General features: G+C 51.9%; 20 protein-coding genes. 12 read left to right on the top strand and 8 right to left on the bottom strand.

Annotated elements, in window-relative coordinates:
- The 7 genes from PVA01S_RS01730 to PVA01S_RS01700 all read left to right on the top strand — a co-directional run bounded on the left by PVA01S_RS01730 (nucleotide 1) and on the right by PVA01S_RS01700 (nucleotide 3953).
- Nucleotides 1-1245, top strand: a complete 1245-nt coding sequence (locus PVA01S_RS01730; protein ID WP_127604635.1) for a hypothetical protein — start codon at nucleotides 1-3, stop codon at nucleotides 1243-1245.
- Between the two features lie 12 nt (nucleotides 1246-1257).
- Entirely contained in the window at nucleotides 1258-1611 is a 354-nt protein-coding gene (locus PVA01S_RS01725) for a bZIP transcription factor (RefSeq protein WP_127604633.1), read from the top strand.
- Between the two features lies 1 nt (nucleotide 1612).
- A complete protein-coding gene (locus tag PVA01S_RS01720) occupies nucleotides 1613-1906 on the top strand; it encodes a hypothetical protein (protein ID WP_127604631.1) in 294 nt (97 codons plus the stop codon).
- Between the two features lie 23 nt (nucleotides 1907-1929).
- Nucleotides 1930-2475: a hypothetical protein gene (locus tag PVA01S_RS01715; RefSeq protein WP_127604629.1), complete on the top strand. Its 546-nt coding sequence runs from the start codon at nucleotides 1930-1932 to the stop codon at nucleotides 2473-2475.
- Nucleotides 2476-2487: 12 nt separating this feature from the next.
- Complete coding sequence (locus PVA01S_RS01710) at nucleotides 2488-2676, top strand: hypothetical protein (RefSeq protein ID WP_127604627.1); 189 nt, start codon at nucleotides 2488-2490, stop codon at nucleotides 2674-2676.
- 111 nt (nucleotides 2677-2787) lie between these two features.
- Nucleotides 2788-3189: a phage holin family protein gene (locus PVA01S_RS01705; RefSeq protein ID WP_127604625.1), complete on the top strand. Its 402-nt coding sequence runs from the start codon at nucleotides 2788-2790 to the stop codon at nucleotides 3187-3189.
- Nucleotides 3186-3953, top strand: a complete 768-nt coding sequence (locus tag PVA01S_RS01700; protein WP_127604623.1) for a peptidoglycan recognition protein family protein — start codon at nucleotides 3186-3188, stop codon at nucleotides 3951-3953. The genes PVA01S_RS01705 and PVA01S_RS01700 overlap by 4 nt, the downstream gene beginning before the upstream one ends.
- 159 nt (nucleotides 3954-4112) lie before the next feature.
- On the opposite strand, the gene PVA01S_RS01695 is transcribed toward PVA01S_RS01700, so the two are convergent.
- On the bottom strand, nucleotides 4113-4532 hold the full coding sequence (locus PVA01S_RS01695; RefSeq protein ID WP_127604621.1) for a type II toxin-antitoxin system HicB family antitoxin: 420 nt from the start codon (nucleotides 4530-4532) through the stop codon (nucleotides 4113-4115).
- Nucleotides 4533-4598: 66 nt separating this feature from the next.
- Entirely contained in the window at nucleotides 4599-4814 is a 216-nt protein-coding gene (locus tag PVA01S_RS01690) for a type II toxin-antitoxin system HicA family toxin (RefSeq protein ID WP_127604619.1), read from the bottom strand.
- 98 nt (nucleotides 4815-4912) lie between these two features.
- On the opposite strand from PVA01S_RS01690, the gene PVA01S_RS26410 reads away from it, so the two are divergent.
- Complete coding sequence (locus PVA01S_RS26410; protein WP_164751702.1) at nucleotides 4913-5071, top strand: YolD-like family protein; 159 nt, start codon at nucleotides 4913-4915, stop codon at nucleotides 5069-5071.
- Nucleotides 5072-5106: 35 nt separating this feature from the next.
- On the opposite strand, the gene PVA01S_RS01685 is transcribed toward PVA01S_RS26410, so the two are convergent.
- From PVA01S_RS01685 to PVA01S_RS01670, 4 genes are all read right to left on the bottom strand, one after another.
- Nucleotides 5107-5748 carry a hypothetical protein gene (locus PVA01S_RS01685; protein ID WP_244932867.1) on the bottom strand — a complete coding sequence of 214 codons (642 nt, stop codon included), beginning with the start codon at nucleotides 5746-5748 and terminating at the stop codon, nucleotides 5107-5109.
- 138 nt (nucleotides 5749-5886) lie between these two features.
- The gene (locus PVA01S_RS01680) at nucleotides 5887-6486 is read right to left on the bottom strand and encodes a replication-relaxation family protein (protein ID WP_127604617.1); all 600 of its coding nucleotides are present in this window, start codon (nucleotides 6484-6486) and stop codon (nucleotides 5887-5889) included.
- On the bottom strand, nucleotides 6428-7663 hold the full coding sequence (locus tag PVA01S_RS01675) for an FtsK/SpoIIIE domain-containing protein (protein ID WP_127604615.1): 1236 nt from the start codon (nucleotides 7661-7663) through the stop codon (nucleotides 6428-6430). Before PVA01S_RS01675 ends, PVA01S_RS01680 begins: the two co-directional genes overlap by 59 nt.
- Nucleotides 7664-8042: 379 nt before the next feature.
- A complete protein-coding gene (locus PVA01S_RS01670) occupies nucleotides 8043-8225 on the bottom strand; it encodes a hypothetical protein (protein ID WP_127604613.1) in 183 nt (60 codons plus the stop codon).
- A 736-nt stretch (nucleotides 8226-8961) separates the two neighbouring features.
- Here PVA01S_RS01670 and rsmD point away from each other — a divergent pair.
- Nucleotides 8962-9513: a 16S rRNA (guanine(966)-N(2))-methyltransferase RsmD gene (gene rsmD, locus PVA01S_RS01660; RefSeq protein ID WP_127604611.1), complete on the top strand. Its 552-nt coding sequence runs from the start codon at nucleotides 8962-8964 to the stop codon at nucleotides 9511-9513.
- A 66-nt stretch (nucleotides 9514-9579) separates the two neighbouring features.
- A complete protein-coding gene (gene coaD / locus PVA01S_RS01655; RefSeq protein ID WP_054798240.1) occupies nucleotides 9580-10095 on the top strand; it encodes a pantetheine-phosphate adenylyltransferase in 516 nt (171 codons plus the stop codon).
- A 17-nt stretch (nucleotides 10096-10112) separates the two neighbouring features.
- Here coaD and PVA01S_RS01650 read toward each other — a convergent pair whose 3' ends face one another.
- Nucleotides 10113-11399, bottom strand: coding sequence for a nucleoside recognition domain-containing protein (locus PVA01S_RS01650; RefSeq protein ID WP_127604608.1), 1287 nt, complete (start codon nucleotides 11397-11399; stop codon nucleotides 10113-10115).
- 147 nt (nucleotides 11400-11546) lie between these two features.
- Between PVA01S_RS01650 and PVA01S_RS01645 the strand changes: the two genes are divergently transcribed.
- On the top strand, nucleotides 11547-12632 hold the full coding sequence (locus PVA01S_RS01645) for a SepM family pheromone-processing serine protease (protein ID WP_127604606.1): 1086 nt from the start codon (nucleotides 11547-11549) through the stop codon (nucleotides 12630-12632).
- Here the strand turns inward: PVA01S_RS01645 and PVA01S_RS01640 are convergent.
- Nucleotides 12629-13891 carry a nucleotidyltransferase gene (locus PVA01S_RS01640; RefSeq protein WP_127604604.1) on the bottom strand — a complete coding sequence of 421 codons (1263 nt, stop codon included), beginning with the start codon at nucleotides 13889-13891 and terminating at the stop codon, nucleotides 12629-12631. The genes PVA01S_RS01645 and PVA01S_RS01640 overlap by 4 nt on opposite strands.
- A gap of 134 nt (nucleotides 13892-14025) precedes the next feature.
- Between PVA01S_RS01640 and PVA01S_RS01635 the strand changes: the two genes are divergently transcribed.
- Nucleotides 14026-14550: a YceD family protein gene (locus tag PVA01S_RS01635; protein ID WP_054800294.1), complete on the top strand. Its 525-nt coding sequence runs from the start codon at nucleotides 14026-14028 to the stop codon at nucleotides 14548-14550.
- Nucleotides 14551-14581 lie beyond the last annotated feature (31 nt).

Here is a 14581-nt window from a genome sequence, read left to right as displayed (position 1 = left end):
ATGCCAACGACACCGAATTTAAATTTGGTTAAATCAGATAGAACAACAACGGCAACAACAAATTTTAATGTAAAAACTTATCTTGATGACAATTGGGATAAAGTAGATGTATTCGCACAGGAAAAAGATACTGAGATTGGCACATTAACAAATCTAACAACAACCGATAAATCTAGCTTGGTTGGTGCAGTTAATGAAGTGAGAACAACGGCTAATGCCGCACAAACAAAAGCAGATGCTGCATTACCAAATAGTGCTAATAGTGTTACAGATTCCAACATCGGTAATCGTACTGCTGATCCTAATACGGCAAACACATATGGATTAACTGGTACAATTACACAGATGTTCTCTTGGATTCTTAAGTACTTTAAAGCAATAACAGGTAAAGCAAATCCATTTGATACACCAACAAAAAATTTAGAGCAGTTGAATAATGAGAAATTCGATAAGACTGGCGGTGCATTGACTGGTATTGCGCAGACTAATATTGGTACAAACCCAAGCGGCGCAGCGCATCATATTTTTGCGGCAACAAATGGTTCGAAACGCTTTGCAACCGGCTTAACTGCCAGCGAAACAGGTGCAAACACCGGATCTGATTTCGTTATTTGGCGTTATGATGATTACGGTAATTTTATAGATGAGGGTATGAGGATCGGCAGGGCCGATGGTCGTGCGACTATTCCGGGCGATTTTAACGCAGGTAAAGGTTATTTATGGAATGGTGTGTTAATGGCGCGAACAAGAGTTAATAACGGCGTGATGGAATATGATACGACAGGATTAGGAGGATGGAGGCCAGTAGGTATGCTTAGAATAGGAGCAAGCAACACGGTGCAGGATGATTTACCGACGACAAGATCAGTCGTCAACGGTGTCATGCTAGTCGCTAAGATTTTACCCAAAGGTATTGGCGACTTGCTGATAACGGGCGAAATGGCGACAACAAGTGTAATCGCAACAAGGGGGTTAGCTATAGTTCGACGTTCGACCGAATTCGTTTATAATCCGCCGGATAATAACGTGGATTGGCGCACACCTATCGGCACCAACTTAGGATTCGTGTCCAATTTCTCCGGCTGGATTACTGTTAATACCCCCTTAGAGAACCAAGCTTTCACGGCATTTTCGGAGACAATCCACACGCACACGAATGCACCTTTATACTTAATTCTCCTGAATGATAGCGGTGGAACAATACAAATCCGTAATTTGCAGATCAAATACGACATTATCGGATAGGAGGGCGCGAACATGTACGTTATTTTTTACGAATATATCGGCGGCACCAAAGGCCGCGTTCGAGGCTGGAAGGAGCCGGAGGACGATGAGCCAGATTACGATTTAATGTTTGTTTTGGTGGACGAACTGCCGGAGTTATATCGCGACGGTAACGTTAGCTACGTTGACATTAACACCGGGGATATCACTTTTGAGCCTATACCGCAGCCGGAGCCGAGCGGAGAGACGCTTCCGGATAAGGTTGACAGGCTGGAGCAGGAAAACGCACAACTGCGGGGCCAAATTGAAGGTGCGAACGCCGAAGTCGCGCGCTTGAACGACGACTTTACGGCGTTTCTTGAAGAATACTATCTCGGAGGTGCCTAACATGGCAGAATTAAAAACTGTACTAATCAACTCCTATACGCGAGGTGTGTATCAGCACGGCACGTATGAGCTTAACGAAAACCGTGGCCCGACCGTCCCGAACGTCCATCCTACGTACGTCGATGCGGTCATGCTTAATGCCGCGAACACGCTGACGTTGGAGCAGATCGGGGCCGCACTATCCAGAGGCTATATCACCCAGGTCGAGTATGACGCGACGGTTGCGCTGATGCCTGTGCCTGTGCCAGAACCAGAGCCCGAGCCGCCAGCACCTGAGACACCACCCGCCGAATAACTAAACAAAGGAGCTGATATTTGATGCCAGATTTAAATAATTATAGCCACTCGATGTCGATTAATCCGAGTGATGGTAAGATAATGCCCAATATGCAGATAGCGGGCAGTGGTGTCACCTTACTCGACGGTGTTTCGGCAACTAATGTAATTGGTGTAGGCAGTTACAATCAAGCCTATAACAACACAACTTGGGATAGATGGCGCAATAATACACAAATGGCCGTACTAACTAGTTCCGCGAGGACAGCGACCACTTCTAGTTCTGATCAGATCAATTACAACGCTAGAGGGGTATACCTTGTCTTTGATGTGACAGCTGTATCAGGGTCGCCTAGTTTAACGTTGGCTGTCCAGATCAAAGACCCTGCAAGTAACAAATATATTGATTTCCTAGTATCGGCGGCAGTCACATCCGTGTCTACGACAATCTTTAAGCTGTACCCCGGCATAACAGCTGCGGCAAATATTGCGGCTAGTGAAGCGCTTATGCGTACGTGGAGAGTACAAGTAAGACATGGTACTGCGTACTCTGTTACGTACTCTGTAGGATATTCATTAATTTTGTAAAGAGGTGATGACATGCTGCAAATATTCGCGTATGACTTCGGTTCGCATTATCAAATCATTGTCACGGACGGAACAGAAAAAAACACTTTTGAATACGATTTTGGAGTAGATCAACCTATCCAAATAAGCGCGAATGAGGCGTTGTTGCTAACTCAAGCGGAGATTAAAAAAAATTCAGCGCCTACACGAATTGATCTGTAAGAATGCCTTCAGACGTGAATAGGATTGTAAGTTAATTAAATATACAACCAAAGCCTCGGTATTTATTGCCGAGGTTATTTTTATGCCCAAATGGGCGGAAAGAGGTATCCAATGAATCAGCATACCCTTAATTTATTGGCAGGTGGATTTGGCGCCGTTATTTCGTATGCATTCGGAGGGTGGAGCGGAATGCTTGAATTATTGATGCTGGCCATCATCATGGACTATGTCACCGGCGTTGCCGCAGCCTGGAAGGAAAAGAATCTGAACAGCTCGATCGGGTTTTGGGGACTCATAAAAAAAGTGCTGATGGTTCTTGCTGTAATGCTTGGGCACCGCGCTGACCTTGCGCTTGGATTGAACGATGTGTTCATGACTGGCTTCGTCTTCGCGTTCCTTGCGAATGAGCTGGTTTCACTCGCTGAAAACTATGGCCGTCTCGGCTTACCGCTTTCTCAGCATATCGAGCCGATCATCGCTGTGTTAAAGCAGAAAGGTGAGCGAAGACCATGAGTAACTTCAGACTTAAATACGAGATAACTCCCCGCTATCTCACGGGTCCGAGCCAGCGACGGCCGAAGACGCCGTTAGCCCGCTGCCGATTCATGGTCGCCCACGATACCGGCAATCCCGGATCGACGGCAGCAGGTAACGTCTCATACTACGAGCGGACGCACGCGGACATGGAGCAATCGGCGCACCTGTTTGTGGACGATAAGCAGATCATCGAGTGCGTACCGTTCTTAACCGGACCGGCTGAGAAGGCATGGCACGTCGTGTACAACGTAACGACGGACAACGTACGCTATGGCGTTGACGCTAATGACGCGGCAGGCGGGGTGGAGCTTTGCTACGGCGGCTCGATCGACCTGCAGGAGGCGTACAAGCGGTTCGTATGGGTCATGGCTTACAGCTGCTACAGATACGGTTTAAACCCGGCCACGGACATCGCTGGACACTTTCAGCTCGATCCGGCGCGCCGCACCGATCCGCAGAATGCTCTCCGGTTGTTGGGGAAAACGTTCGAAGGTTTTGTGAATGACGTTGTCCAGGAATATATTGACTGTAAGGAGGATGAGTCCGTGCTTAATAAAGAGGTTGCCAATAACATCATATCGTCGTACCTGTCGCCTGAATGGTTCAAGTGCGATGCGGAGCGGACGAAAGCGCAGCAAAAAGGTCGTGCCGCAGACGCTGAAGCATGGCGCAAGTTGCGTGATTATCAGAAGTATTTGGCGGACGAACTGCGGAAAGCATCGGGACAAGCAGTGGAATGAAGAAATCCCCGCTGTGTGGCTGGTCGGGCTATTTTATTTTAAAAGAACAAATCTATGTAAAGGCCAGCCATGCACGGCCAGCTCGTGGCGGAATTCCGCGACCATCGCCCTTTCGGGCTAGGTTTCGTCCGCTACCGCAGCGGACTCGTCAGGCGGAAATTAATCTCGCTTGTTAATGCCAAGTGCATCCTTCAAGGAATTTTGCAGGACCTGAGAAAAGTTCAACCCCGCATCCTCGGCAGCATCCCTCAGCCATTTGGGCAATGTGCAATTCTTTGTGACAGCTTTGTTTGCAGCTTCGTCCCGGTATGGCGGCATAAAGACCTCCACGAAAACAATTCGATCGCTTGAGTCCAGAAGCTCTATCTGATCTGGATCAGATGGTGCTGGAGCTGCTTCGTTCTTTTCTTCAATCTCCAGGAGTCTAATTACCAGCATTTCTTTGGCCTGCTTTAACCCGGACGCAATATCTGGCGTCATGATTGCTGTACCTGGGAAGTCGGGAAAGTACAACCCAAGTCCGCCGTCCTCGGCCCTCTCAACAACAACTGGATACATAAAATGTGTCTTTAATCCCATCGTAAACAACTCCTCCGTTCAAATACTTCACTTTGAGGTAACGCGGTTTGTGGGGAGAACCCGGGGTTAGAATTTAACCCCGGATGTTTTCTCAATGCTTTTTAGTGTCCCTTTTGGAATCGATTCGCCGCCTGTGTGATAGCTTATGTCTGCGAATCGGCTCGGATCGTCTTTATGTATGTATCTTCGATGACTTGTTCCGTGACCATGATTAGGGGATTTTATGAAGCCTGCTTGCTTAAGAGCTTGAATTGCATCTCTTACTTTGATTTGTTTTCCCACCGCGTTACCTCCTTTCTGATATTATTATAACACGTATTATTACGCGTGTCAATAAAAATATACGTGTTATTATGCGCGTAAATAGGAGGTCGCTGTAATTGGGCAAGAAGCTAGAGGGAAACGGGGCGCTGGGAAGCGAGTGGGAGATCATAGGGACAATTGAGAAGGTGGATCGGCAGTTGAGGCAGCTTAAAGTTGTCACTGGTGATGATGAATACGAGTGGGTGAAGTTCGAGGATATCGTGAGTGTAAAATAAAAACGCCCCTGAGGTGCTTCCTCGGGGCTTAAATCTTATTGTTTCATATTTTCAAGGGCATCTGGATAAACTATGGTTTTGAAAATGTTGTTTGTCGTTTCATCCTTTAATTGGATTGTGACCTTAATCTTGTCATTTGAGACACCATCAAATAACTGATAATACATAGCACTCATGCTTATTCCTAAAAGGGAAAACCCATCTAAACTCTTTTCAAAAGCGTTCTTATCGACAGTCATTGTAAATTCGGAATAGTCTTTATTATGGGAAACGTCTTTTATCGATTTAAAATTTTTACCACTCTTTAAATCATTAACGGTTTGTGAAACAGACTCCTCCATGCCTTTTATTATTTCAGCATGCTTTGATTTAGAAATTATATAAGTCACAGATCCATCGGGATTTTTCTTCGCTTCCTTAACGCCCTCAGATTTTGCTTTTTCAATAGCCTTATCGACATCCTGATCTTTGAAAAATGAGGCTGGCAGAGTGACTTCGACATTTAAAAGCCCCTTATCCACATCGATCTTCTGATTTCCCTCTGTTTCGTTCGATGATGCTTGAGAATTAACGGTTGAAGTTGCATTTGTCGATTGGATTTCGGTTTTATTTGCTTGGCACCCAATAACAAATAAAAATAAAATCATTGCAATTAAGACATTCCGCTTATTTCGCATTCTTTTTGTTCCCCCTCGCAAAGATAATAAAAACGCCCCTGAGGTGCTTCCTCAAGGGGCTTTTGCCGGTGCTTCCGGACAAGAAGAATATACCATATATACCCAAAGTATGCAATTAAAAATTATGTTTAGAAGAATTTATGTTATGTCACTAAAAATTAAGACCTCTGACTTTAAGTCCCCCACAAGCGAACGAAGCTTTTGTTTCCGATAATCGGAAGATGTCAAAACCATTAGAGTAGGAAAAACTCCGTATTTCGCTTGCCATTTGCCGGAATCCCGAAGTTCACGGTAGGCAGCGATCTTACGTTCATTAGCTGCTATAGATTGTGTCAGGTCAATTTCTAAGAAGGTATAGGCCCCGTTTTTACGGAAAATAGCATCCGCAACAAGCTCATTTCCGTCCCATTTAAGGCTATACTCGGGCTTCCAGAGGTCGGGCCGGTAAGCAATATAGACTTCATTTCGCATAATGGAATGCTGCACATGCAGCGTACGTTTCCGGACATTTTCGCTGCCGATTTCCTTGCGTCCTTTGGCTGAAAGATACCATACGGTTTCACTTTCACGAAAAGAGGACAAGAGCCCGCCCATGTCGTTCAGGATCCGGGAGACATTGCGCCGGCTGCCCAGGTTGTGAAGCCGCTGGATTTGGCTTGTGGTCAGGTATCCGAATTGATCACAGCTCGAGAGAATTTCCCTCCAGCGGGATATCTTTGTCAGGGTGTTTGGTTGCATTTTTAACAGACTCCTTCCCCACACTATGAGAATCCAAAATTGGATTTTCACTTAGACCAGCGCAATTTTGCGCCGGTTGATTTTTAGGTAAATCCGAAATCAGCTTTTTCGCATCAGCTGCAGATAAAAACGGAGCCTGCAGCACCTCTTCCCGGCCCTGCTGAAAGATCAGCCGCCCCGGTATCTCCGGAAGATCGGCGGCGCCGTCATGATCGAGAATGATCCGGCTCTGCGTGCCGTCCCGGGTCCGGAAGCAAATGGACGTGGCTACATTCGTTTTTATGAGTCCATCGACCACCGATGCATCCGGACGCTGCGTACAGAGGACGAGAAGCACCCCTGCAGCGCGCCCTTTGGCAGAAAGCGTGGTAAGCCTCGATTTAATCTGACCCTTGATAGCAGCCTGTGTATCGGCCTTTCCTATTTTCAAATCAGCCAATTCATCCATGACAAAAACTACTTTCTTTCCCTGCCACTCCTGGGATCCGTTAACAGCCATGATTGCATACCGACGGTTCATTTCGGCTTCAACGTCTGTGGCCGCTTTGAGGACGTCAGGCAACGCCGTAGAAAAGCCTTTGACGCAGGCAAGGTTTCGGAATATACCGAGCTCCACGCCGCCCTTGAGGTCGCACAGGTACATATCCGGGGCTGGTCCGGTGACAAGCGTGGTGAGTATAGCACGCAGGATAACGGACTTGCCGCCTCCAGAGATCCCGCCGATCAGAAGATGGGGGAACTTACCGTCAAAATCGTAGTAGCGCCAATCTCCACGCCGGTTAACACCGATAGGGATCTTGTATGAATGTTTCGGGGTAGTTACCTCAAATGGCACATTGTCAGGCATCGGCTGTGTGAAGATATCGACGATCAAGCCATCTTTGTACGTCATTTCAATATCGTGCCTAAGAGCCTCGGAAAGGCCCTTCTGCTGTTCCATGACTTTGGACGAGGATAAACCTACGGGAAGGCTCACAAGAAGCCGTGTGCCCCAGCTGTGCGAGTATTCTGCATTAACGATGGGGAGAGTTACGGTATCCCCGGAGGTAACCGTCAAGTTGAGGGATTTGCAAGCAGCGACGAAGGATTTACGTAAAGAAAAAGAAGAAGATGAAAGAGAAGAAATTAAAGTACAACACGAACCAACTAACAGACCGAAACCAATAGCCCCAAACATGAAGGAACCTCCTCCTCCAAACCTATAGTTCTTTTAGATAAACGGAACGTTCCATTGTGGGATTTTTCCCTTATATAACAAAGGATTCAGCGATTTGCTTCACCCTTCCGCGGTGGAAGGGTAGCTGGAATAGTGTTTGGAATAAATCGAAGAGCTTGCCAGCATTAAGCGACCCTGCGAAAAAGGAACACCAAAAAGAACAATGGTTGGAAGGGTGCGTTTAGATCATCATGGCATACTCTGGCCGGATGCACACTGCACCGATCCGTGCATACTACCCGCCGTGACACCCGTCACACAAGGGGGCTAACAATCCCCCTCGACCCCCGCTGATAGGTGTGATTATCCGTTCCTCATGCGCCTCATTGCGTTCTGACCCTTATACGAGCGCGACCATGACGGCCACCCATTGCCATGCGATCCAACCACCAGCTCCCACCAGGAACCACCACCCGAACCGTTTGGCCGATAAAGCAGCTTCAGCATTGCCGGCCTCCCTGGCCCTCTTTTCGATGAATCCGGCGGAAATTACGATTGCCCCACAAATCCCATAAGTAAGCAAGTTGACCAACCCCTTTGGCATATTCCGTGGAATGCATCCGCGGTATGTTATAAGGAATGCTGGACCGATTGTCCATTATTCGCAGATTTGCGAAAGATAGACTGGTTAAATTTACTAGACTTGTCCATAATGAGATACTAAAGGGGTGACTATCACGTGTTTGGTTTAGGGAAAGAACGGACTCCATACGGGGAATTTGTTGATATGCATGGGGTAAGTCAGGAGGATATCGTGAAGATTTCAGGCTTGAGTCGAAATACTGTCTCATACGCTTGCAGTAAGCATGATTATAAGCCTACCCGCAGCACAAGGAACTTGTTAATGAGTGCCTTAAAGCAATTGACAGGGGAGAGCATCGAGAGGGATTTTTGGATGTAGTGGTCCTGAAAAAATGGTGCCCAATTGGTACCCGACTATAAGAAAAAGCGTTTTGAATTAAGTGAACAAAGGTGTAAAACCCCTTATAAATAAAGGGTTTTACAATAATTCAGGGCCCCGTCTCGCGACGAGGCCCTTTCATGGGAGAGGAGAAACCGGACGAAGAGCTTATGGGGAACGTAAGTCTTCTCCGCGGTTGTCTACGACATTTTCGGATGTCGATGATATAAGGATGACCGCAAGAACGGCAAGTTATACATCGGGTGACAAATTTTTTTCAAAGTCCTTTGTGCAATGTTTGTCGTTTATGGTACGATAGCGATGACAATCCATGCAAGCAGAAGGAAGGCTTTTCGACATGAGAGTGATTTCGGGGGATGCCCGGGGACGAGCGCTGAAAGCGGTGCCGGGCACGGGGACCAGGCCTACGACGGATAAAGTGAAAGAAGCGGTATTCAGTATGATTGGTCCGTATTTCGACGGCGGACAGGTGCTTGACCTGTTCGGGGGTACGGGCGGACTCGCGATTGAGGCGCTCAGCCGCGGGATGGAACGCGCGGTTTTGACGGATACCGACAAGAAAGCGATCGATACGATTCGGCAAAATTTGCAGGTAACCGGTTTCGCGGACCGTGCCGAGGTGTATCGCAATGATGCAAGCCGGGCATTGAAGGCGCTTGCGAAGCGGGAGGTCAAGTTTGATCTCGTGTTTCTCGATCCGCCTTATAAATTGAAGGTGATCGGCGGCTTGCTCGAGCAGCTTATGCAGGACGAGCTTTTGGCGGAAGGCGCCACGGTCGTTGTCGAGCATGATGCGGAGGATCGTTATGACGATCCGGTAGGGGAACTCGCCCCGTTGCGACGAGCGGAGTATGGGGATACGGCGATCACCATTTTCCGTAAGGGCTGACGAAGGGCGGAACCTGCGTGAACCGACATAATAGAGGGATGTATACAGAGGGAGCTGACCGTACGAATGGATGCAAGTGTGCAACGAAGTGATAGAGTGGCGGTATACCCGGGCAGTTTCGATCCGGTGACGAACGGGCATTTGGACATTATCCGCAGGGCGGCGAAGGTATTTGACAAGCTGGTCGTCGCGGTGCTGAACAATACGAGCAAAAATCCGCTGTTCACGGTGGAGGAACGTACCGAGCTGCTGCGCAAGGTGACTGCCGACTTGCCGAATGTGGAGATCGACAGCTTCCGCGATTTGCTGATTAATTATATGAAGCAAAAGGATGCGCAATTGATCGTCCGGGGGCTGCGGGCCGTTTCCGATTTTGAATACGAGCTTCAGCTCGCGTCTACGAATCGCAAGTTATGCGAGGACATCGAGACGTTCTTTATGACGTCCACGCCGAAATATTCCTACTTAAGCTCGAGCATTGTTAAGGAAGTCGCCCGCTTCCACGGACCGGTGGTCGACTTGGTGCCGCCGGAAGTGGAGCGGGCGCTGCGCGGGAAATACGGGAGCAGGCCAAAGGCGTAACCGGCGTTAGAGGCCGGTTACGCCTTTCGTCCCCGCCCACGTCGGAACAAGAAGGCGGCGAATACGGACAGGACAAGCATGACGAGCAGCACGCTGCCGAACTGCAGCATCATCGGGCTGATGAACGGCCACCCCTGGTTCTGCTCAAGCGACCAACCGCCGTTCCAGGCGGCAATCGGCGCCCAGGTAGACACAGCGGCGCCTTCCTGGAAATACTGCAGGAGCGGGCGCCAGGCCACCAAGGTCAGGACAAAGGCGATGCCGCCGTGCTGCAGCCTTGCCGACAAGAAGCGGACAAACCGCAGGTCGGTGGCGGCGGTGAAGCTGCGCACCTGGGCGTGCGTGGATAGCCCGCCCCAAGCGAGCAGCGCGCTGAGTGCGGCATACCCGAGCGAGGACGCGCTCCCGGGAGGGCCGACCTGCTGCGTCATCGCATATGCGCCCAAATGCGGCTCGATGATCCCGGTCATCAAGGCGGTCAACAGCGACGCAGCTTCGCCTTGTCCGATATCGCTGACAACAGCGACGACGATGGAGGTCAGCCCGTCGATCATACCCGTCAACGGGATCGCCTGAAGCAGGACGGAGAACATCATCATATAACCACCGATGACGAACAATTGCTGGACGCCGGAAGATACCGCGTCGCCAAGCAGCTTGCCGAACGTACGGCCGTCGCGGCTGCGGGCATCTTCCAGCGTATGCCAGAAGCGGCTAAGGAAGCCGCGTTCGCCCGGCTGCGTGTCGTAAACGCTCCGCGCTTCGCTCGCCCGCTCTGCGCGAAGGCGGTGCGCCAAGGCCATCAGCAGCGCCGAGCCGTAATGAATGACGGCGAGGGCAAGGCCGGCGGGCGCGCTGTGCAGGAAGCCGACGCCCACGACGCTGATCAAGATGACAGGGCTCAGCAGATGGGATACGGCGAGCAGCCGTTCGCCTTCGTCGCGCGTCAGCTGCCCGTCCTTGCGCATGCCGCCGATGGCGGCGGCACCCGCCGGCATCCCCGCCGTGAATGCGATCGCCATCACGAAGCCGCCGATGCCAGGCACGCGGAACAGGATGCGGAACAGCGGTTCGAGCAGCACGCCTAACGCGTGCAGAGCGCCGAGACCGCGCAGCATCTCGGTGAGGATCAGGAAGGGCAGCAGGGCGGGGAAGACAAGCTTCCACCAGAGCTGCAAGCCTTGTAAAGACGATTGAAATGCCAGGTCGGGGAATAAGATGATGCTGATGACTAAAGCAAGCGCCGAGGCGCCTAACAGGAGCGTCGTGAATTTGGGGGAGAATAAGCTGGATAACCGCGGCATACGAACCCCTCCGGCTTGTCAGAATGGTACATGTTTACGCTTGGCCCGCATGGATTAGACCTGACGGGCGTACGATAGACAAGAACCGGGAGAACCGGAAGAGGCAGATTCGGGTAGAAGATCCGATACGGGAGAGAGGAGAGCCGTATGGAGGACAGAAGACATGTGAAGCAGGCGTCCCGCATCGTATTTAGCGTCTTTATCGCGATCGGGCTGCTGTTTATCGTTTATTTTATTCCGCTGCCGCTGTATGTGTTTAAACCGGGTACGGCGGAGGTGCTCGCGCCGATGGTGCAAGTCAAACAGGCGGCCGGTGCGGATCGCGGCGAGTTTATGCTAACGACGGTGGAGCTTAGCGACGTCAATCTCGTCAGCTATGTGCTGTCGTTCGTGAGACCTTATCAGGAGCTTCGGCTCAAGAAGGAGCTGCTGCAAAACAACGAAACCCGCGAGGAGTACTCGCAGCGGCAAGAAATTGTGATGCTGACCTCGCAGGCGGACGCGATTCAGGCGGCCTACAACAAGCTAGGGGTGCCGTATCATATTCAGAAGGACGGCGTCGTGGTCCAGCAGGTGTACCCCGAATTTCCGGCGAGCGAAACGCTGCATGCGGGAGACTACATTCTGGAGATTGACGGGCAGGCCATCCAAACGTATGAAGAGTTGCGGGCTGCGGTGGGAAATAAACAAGCGGGAGACACGGTCAAGATCGTTTACAAGCGAGGCGGCGTCACCCGAACGAAAGACATTGCGCTGGCCGTGCTTCCGGAACAGGAAGACATGGCGGAGAACGCCAAGCGCGTGGGACTGGGCATTGTGCCGACTGAAGTACACAGCGTGAAAGCGGAATCGCCCGATCATCAAATTGAGATCAAAGCCGGAGAAATCGGCGGTCCGTCCGCCGGACTTATGTTTGCGCTTGAAATTTATAACCGGTTAAGCGCGGAAGATATTACGAAGGGGTATAAAATCGCCGGTACCGGCGAAATTGATCCCGACGGCAAGGTCGGCGTCATCGGCGGCATCAAACATAAAGTCGTGGCCGCCGACCGGGCCGGGGCGGAAATTTTCTTCGCGCCCGAGGACTACAAGTCGCCGACCGGCGGGACAATTCCCAATTACTCGGATGCCAAGGCGAGGGCGGAGGAGATGGCTACATCGATGAAAATCGTGCCGGTCGCGACGCTGGACGACGCTTTGAAGTATTTGGCTGCGTTGACGCCGAAGCCTTAATCGTCCGGATTGCCGGTAGAGGCTAACCGCACCGGCGGCTCGTAATAATCGCGCAGCCAGTCCCGCGGACCGGAATCGCGGTAAGCCAGCGCGTGCACGGAAGTCGCACGCACATCCATCGCTAAGAGAGGCGAAGATTCCCGGGTCACTTTCGTGATGACGGGGACCTTCGCTTTCGTTTTCATCGCCCGCAGCAGCTCGCGTCCGCGCGGGCTGAAGCCCAGCACGCGAATGTACGGCGCCCCTTGCCGCAGAAGCTCCGGCGCAAGGTCCGCCTTGCGGTGCTCGAGCAGGATGCGCAGCAGCGTCCGCTGCAGCTTCGTGCGGGTATACCGCCGTGTCTTGAGCCGTTCCAGCAGCGCCTCCACCGTCCGTCCGCTGCGGGCCTCCTCAGGGTCCATCTCGCGAAGTGCCGCGGCGATGCGGTGCTCAAGTCCTTCGTTGACCTCGCAGCAGTCGGCAAGCCGCTCCGGCGGCTGGGAGAGCAGCTTGTGCAGCAGCGGCTGCGCGAACAGTTCCCAATGCACCGGCGCGCGGCCGGCCCGCCATTCGCGCTCCAGGATGTCTGCCGTGGCTGGCGGCACGTAAGGGCGAATGGCATCCAGCGAGCCGCCGCCGAGCAGCAGCTTGCGCAGGGCGGTAGCGCTGGCAATGGAACCGTCGGTCACGTCCGCTTGGTTGTAATCCGCCTTCGTGCGGCGGATCGTCCTGGGCGTTATGGAGCTGCCCAGCCGATGCAGGGCAATCAAGTAATGCAGGCCAAGCGTATTGTTCGGCTTTGCCAATTCGTCAACGTCTGCGCCGGGCACGAAGCGGGCGACGGTCCGGCTGTAAGCGGCCGGGTAAGGCAGGCCGCCGGCAAGCTCTTCCCGCAGCAGGGCCGCGAACGCCGGCGGCTCGCGGTGCAGCAGCTCGGCTGCGGCGCTCAGCACGGACAGGTCGCCGCTCTCGCTGCCGAAGCAGAGGCTGTCGACGACGCCCGTCGCCTCAAGCACGGACACCGCACCGTACGCGAACCATTCCGCGGGCTGCGCGGCATAAGCGACGGGCAGCTCGAGCACCAGATCGGCGCCCATGGCGAGCGCCATCTCCGCGCGAGCCCACTTGTGGACAATCGCGGGCTCCCCGCGCTGCAGGAAGTGGCCGCTCATGACGCAGACGGCGGCGTCTGCGCCCGTTTCCTTTTTCGATTGTTGGTAATGATAGTAGTGACCATTATGCAGCGGATTATATTCGACGATAAGACCTACTGTACGCATGGCGGCGATTCCCCCGGATATTTGACTCCTGCTGTCTATCGTTCTATGATTTTACATGATAGCATGAACTGAAAATGTTGACAAAAGGTGAAGCGAGTCGATATAATAATCTTTGTTTGTTTGGAGTGATGCCCATGTTTATACAACTGAAGGAATTGGCGACCAAAGGCTCGATCCGGCTGGAAGGTCAAGAGGATCTCACCGACAACCTGCCCAAGACGGGAAGCTTGCTCGGATACGGACCGCTTCAGGTTCGGCTCGAAGCGCGTGATGTCGAAGGCGCGGCTGAAGTTGACGGAGAACTCGAGATCGACGTCGAGCAATCGTGCTCGAGATGCTTGGCTCCGGTGGCGCAGCATGTGACGGTCCCTTTTCATGAAACGTTCGTGAAGGGTGAAGAGAAGGCGATCGATGAAGAGAGCGACGAGGACGAGGAAGACGACGACGTTCTCTACGTAACCGGAGATCGCATTGAACTGAAGCCTTATTTGGCGGAAGCAGTCATGCTGTCGCTTCCGTTCATTCCGTTATGTAAAGAAGATTGCAAGGGCTTGTGTCCCGTTTGCGGTACGGATCGCAACGAACGCGAATGCGGCTGCAAGCAGGAGAAGGTTGATCCGCGATTGGCCGGGCTGGCGGACTTTTTCAAGAACGAGTAGCTCCGGGGCGCCGAACGCGTGAATTCGTTGA

The organism is Paenibacillus validus NBRC 15382 (genome assembly GCF_004000985.1).
Lineage (GTDB): Bacteria > Bacillota > Bacilli > Paenibacillales > NBRC-103111 > Paenibacillus_G > Paenibacillus_G validus.
Note: the sequence above shows the minus strand (reverse complement) of the source record. Positions and strands in the feature narration are given on the sequence as shown.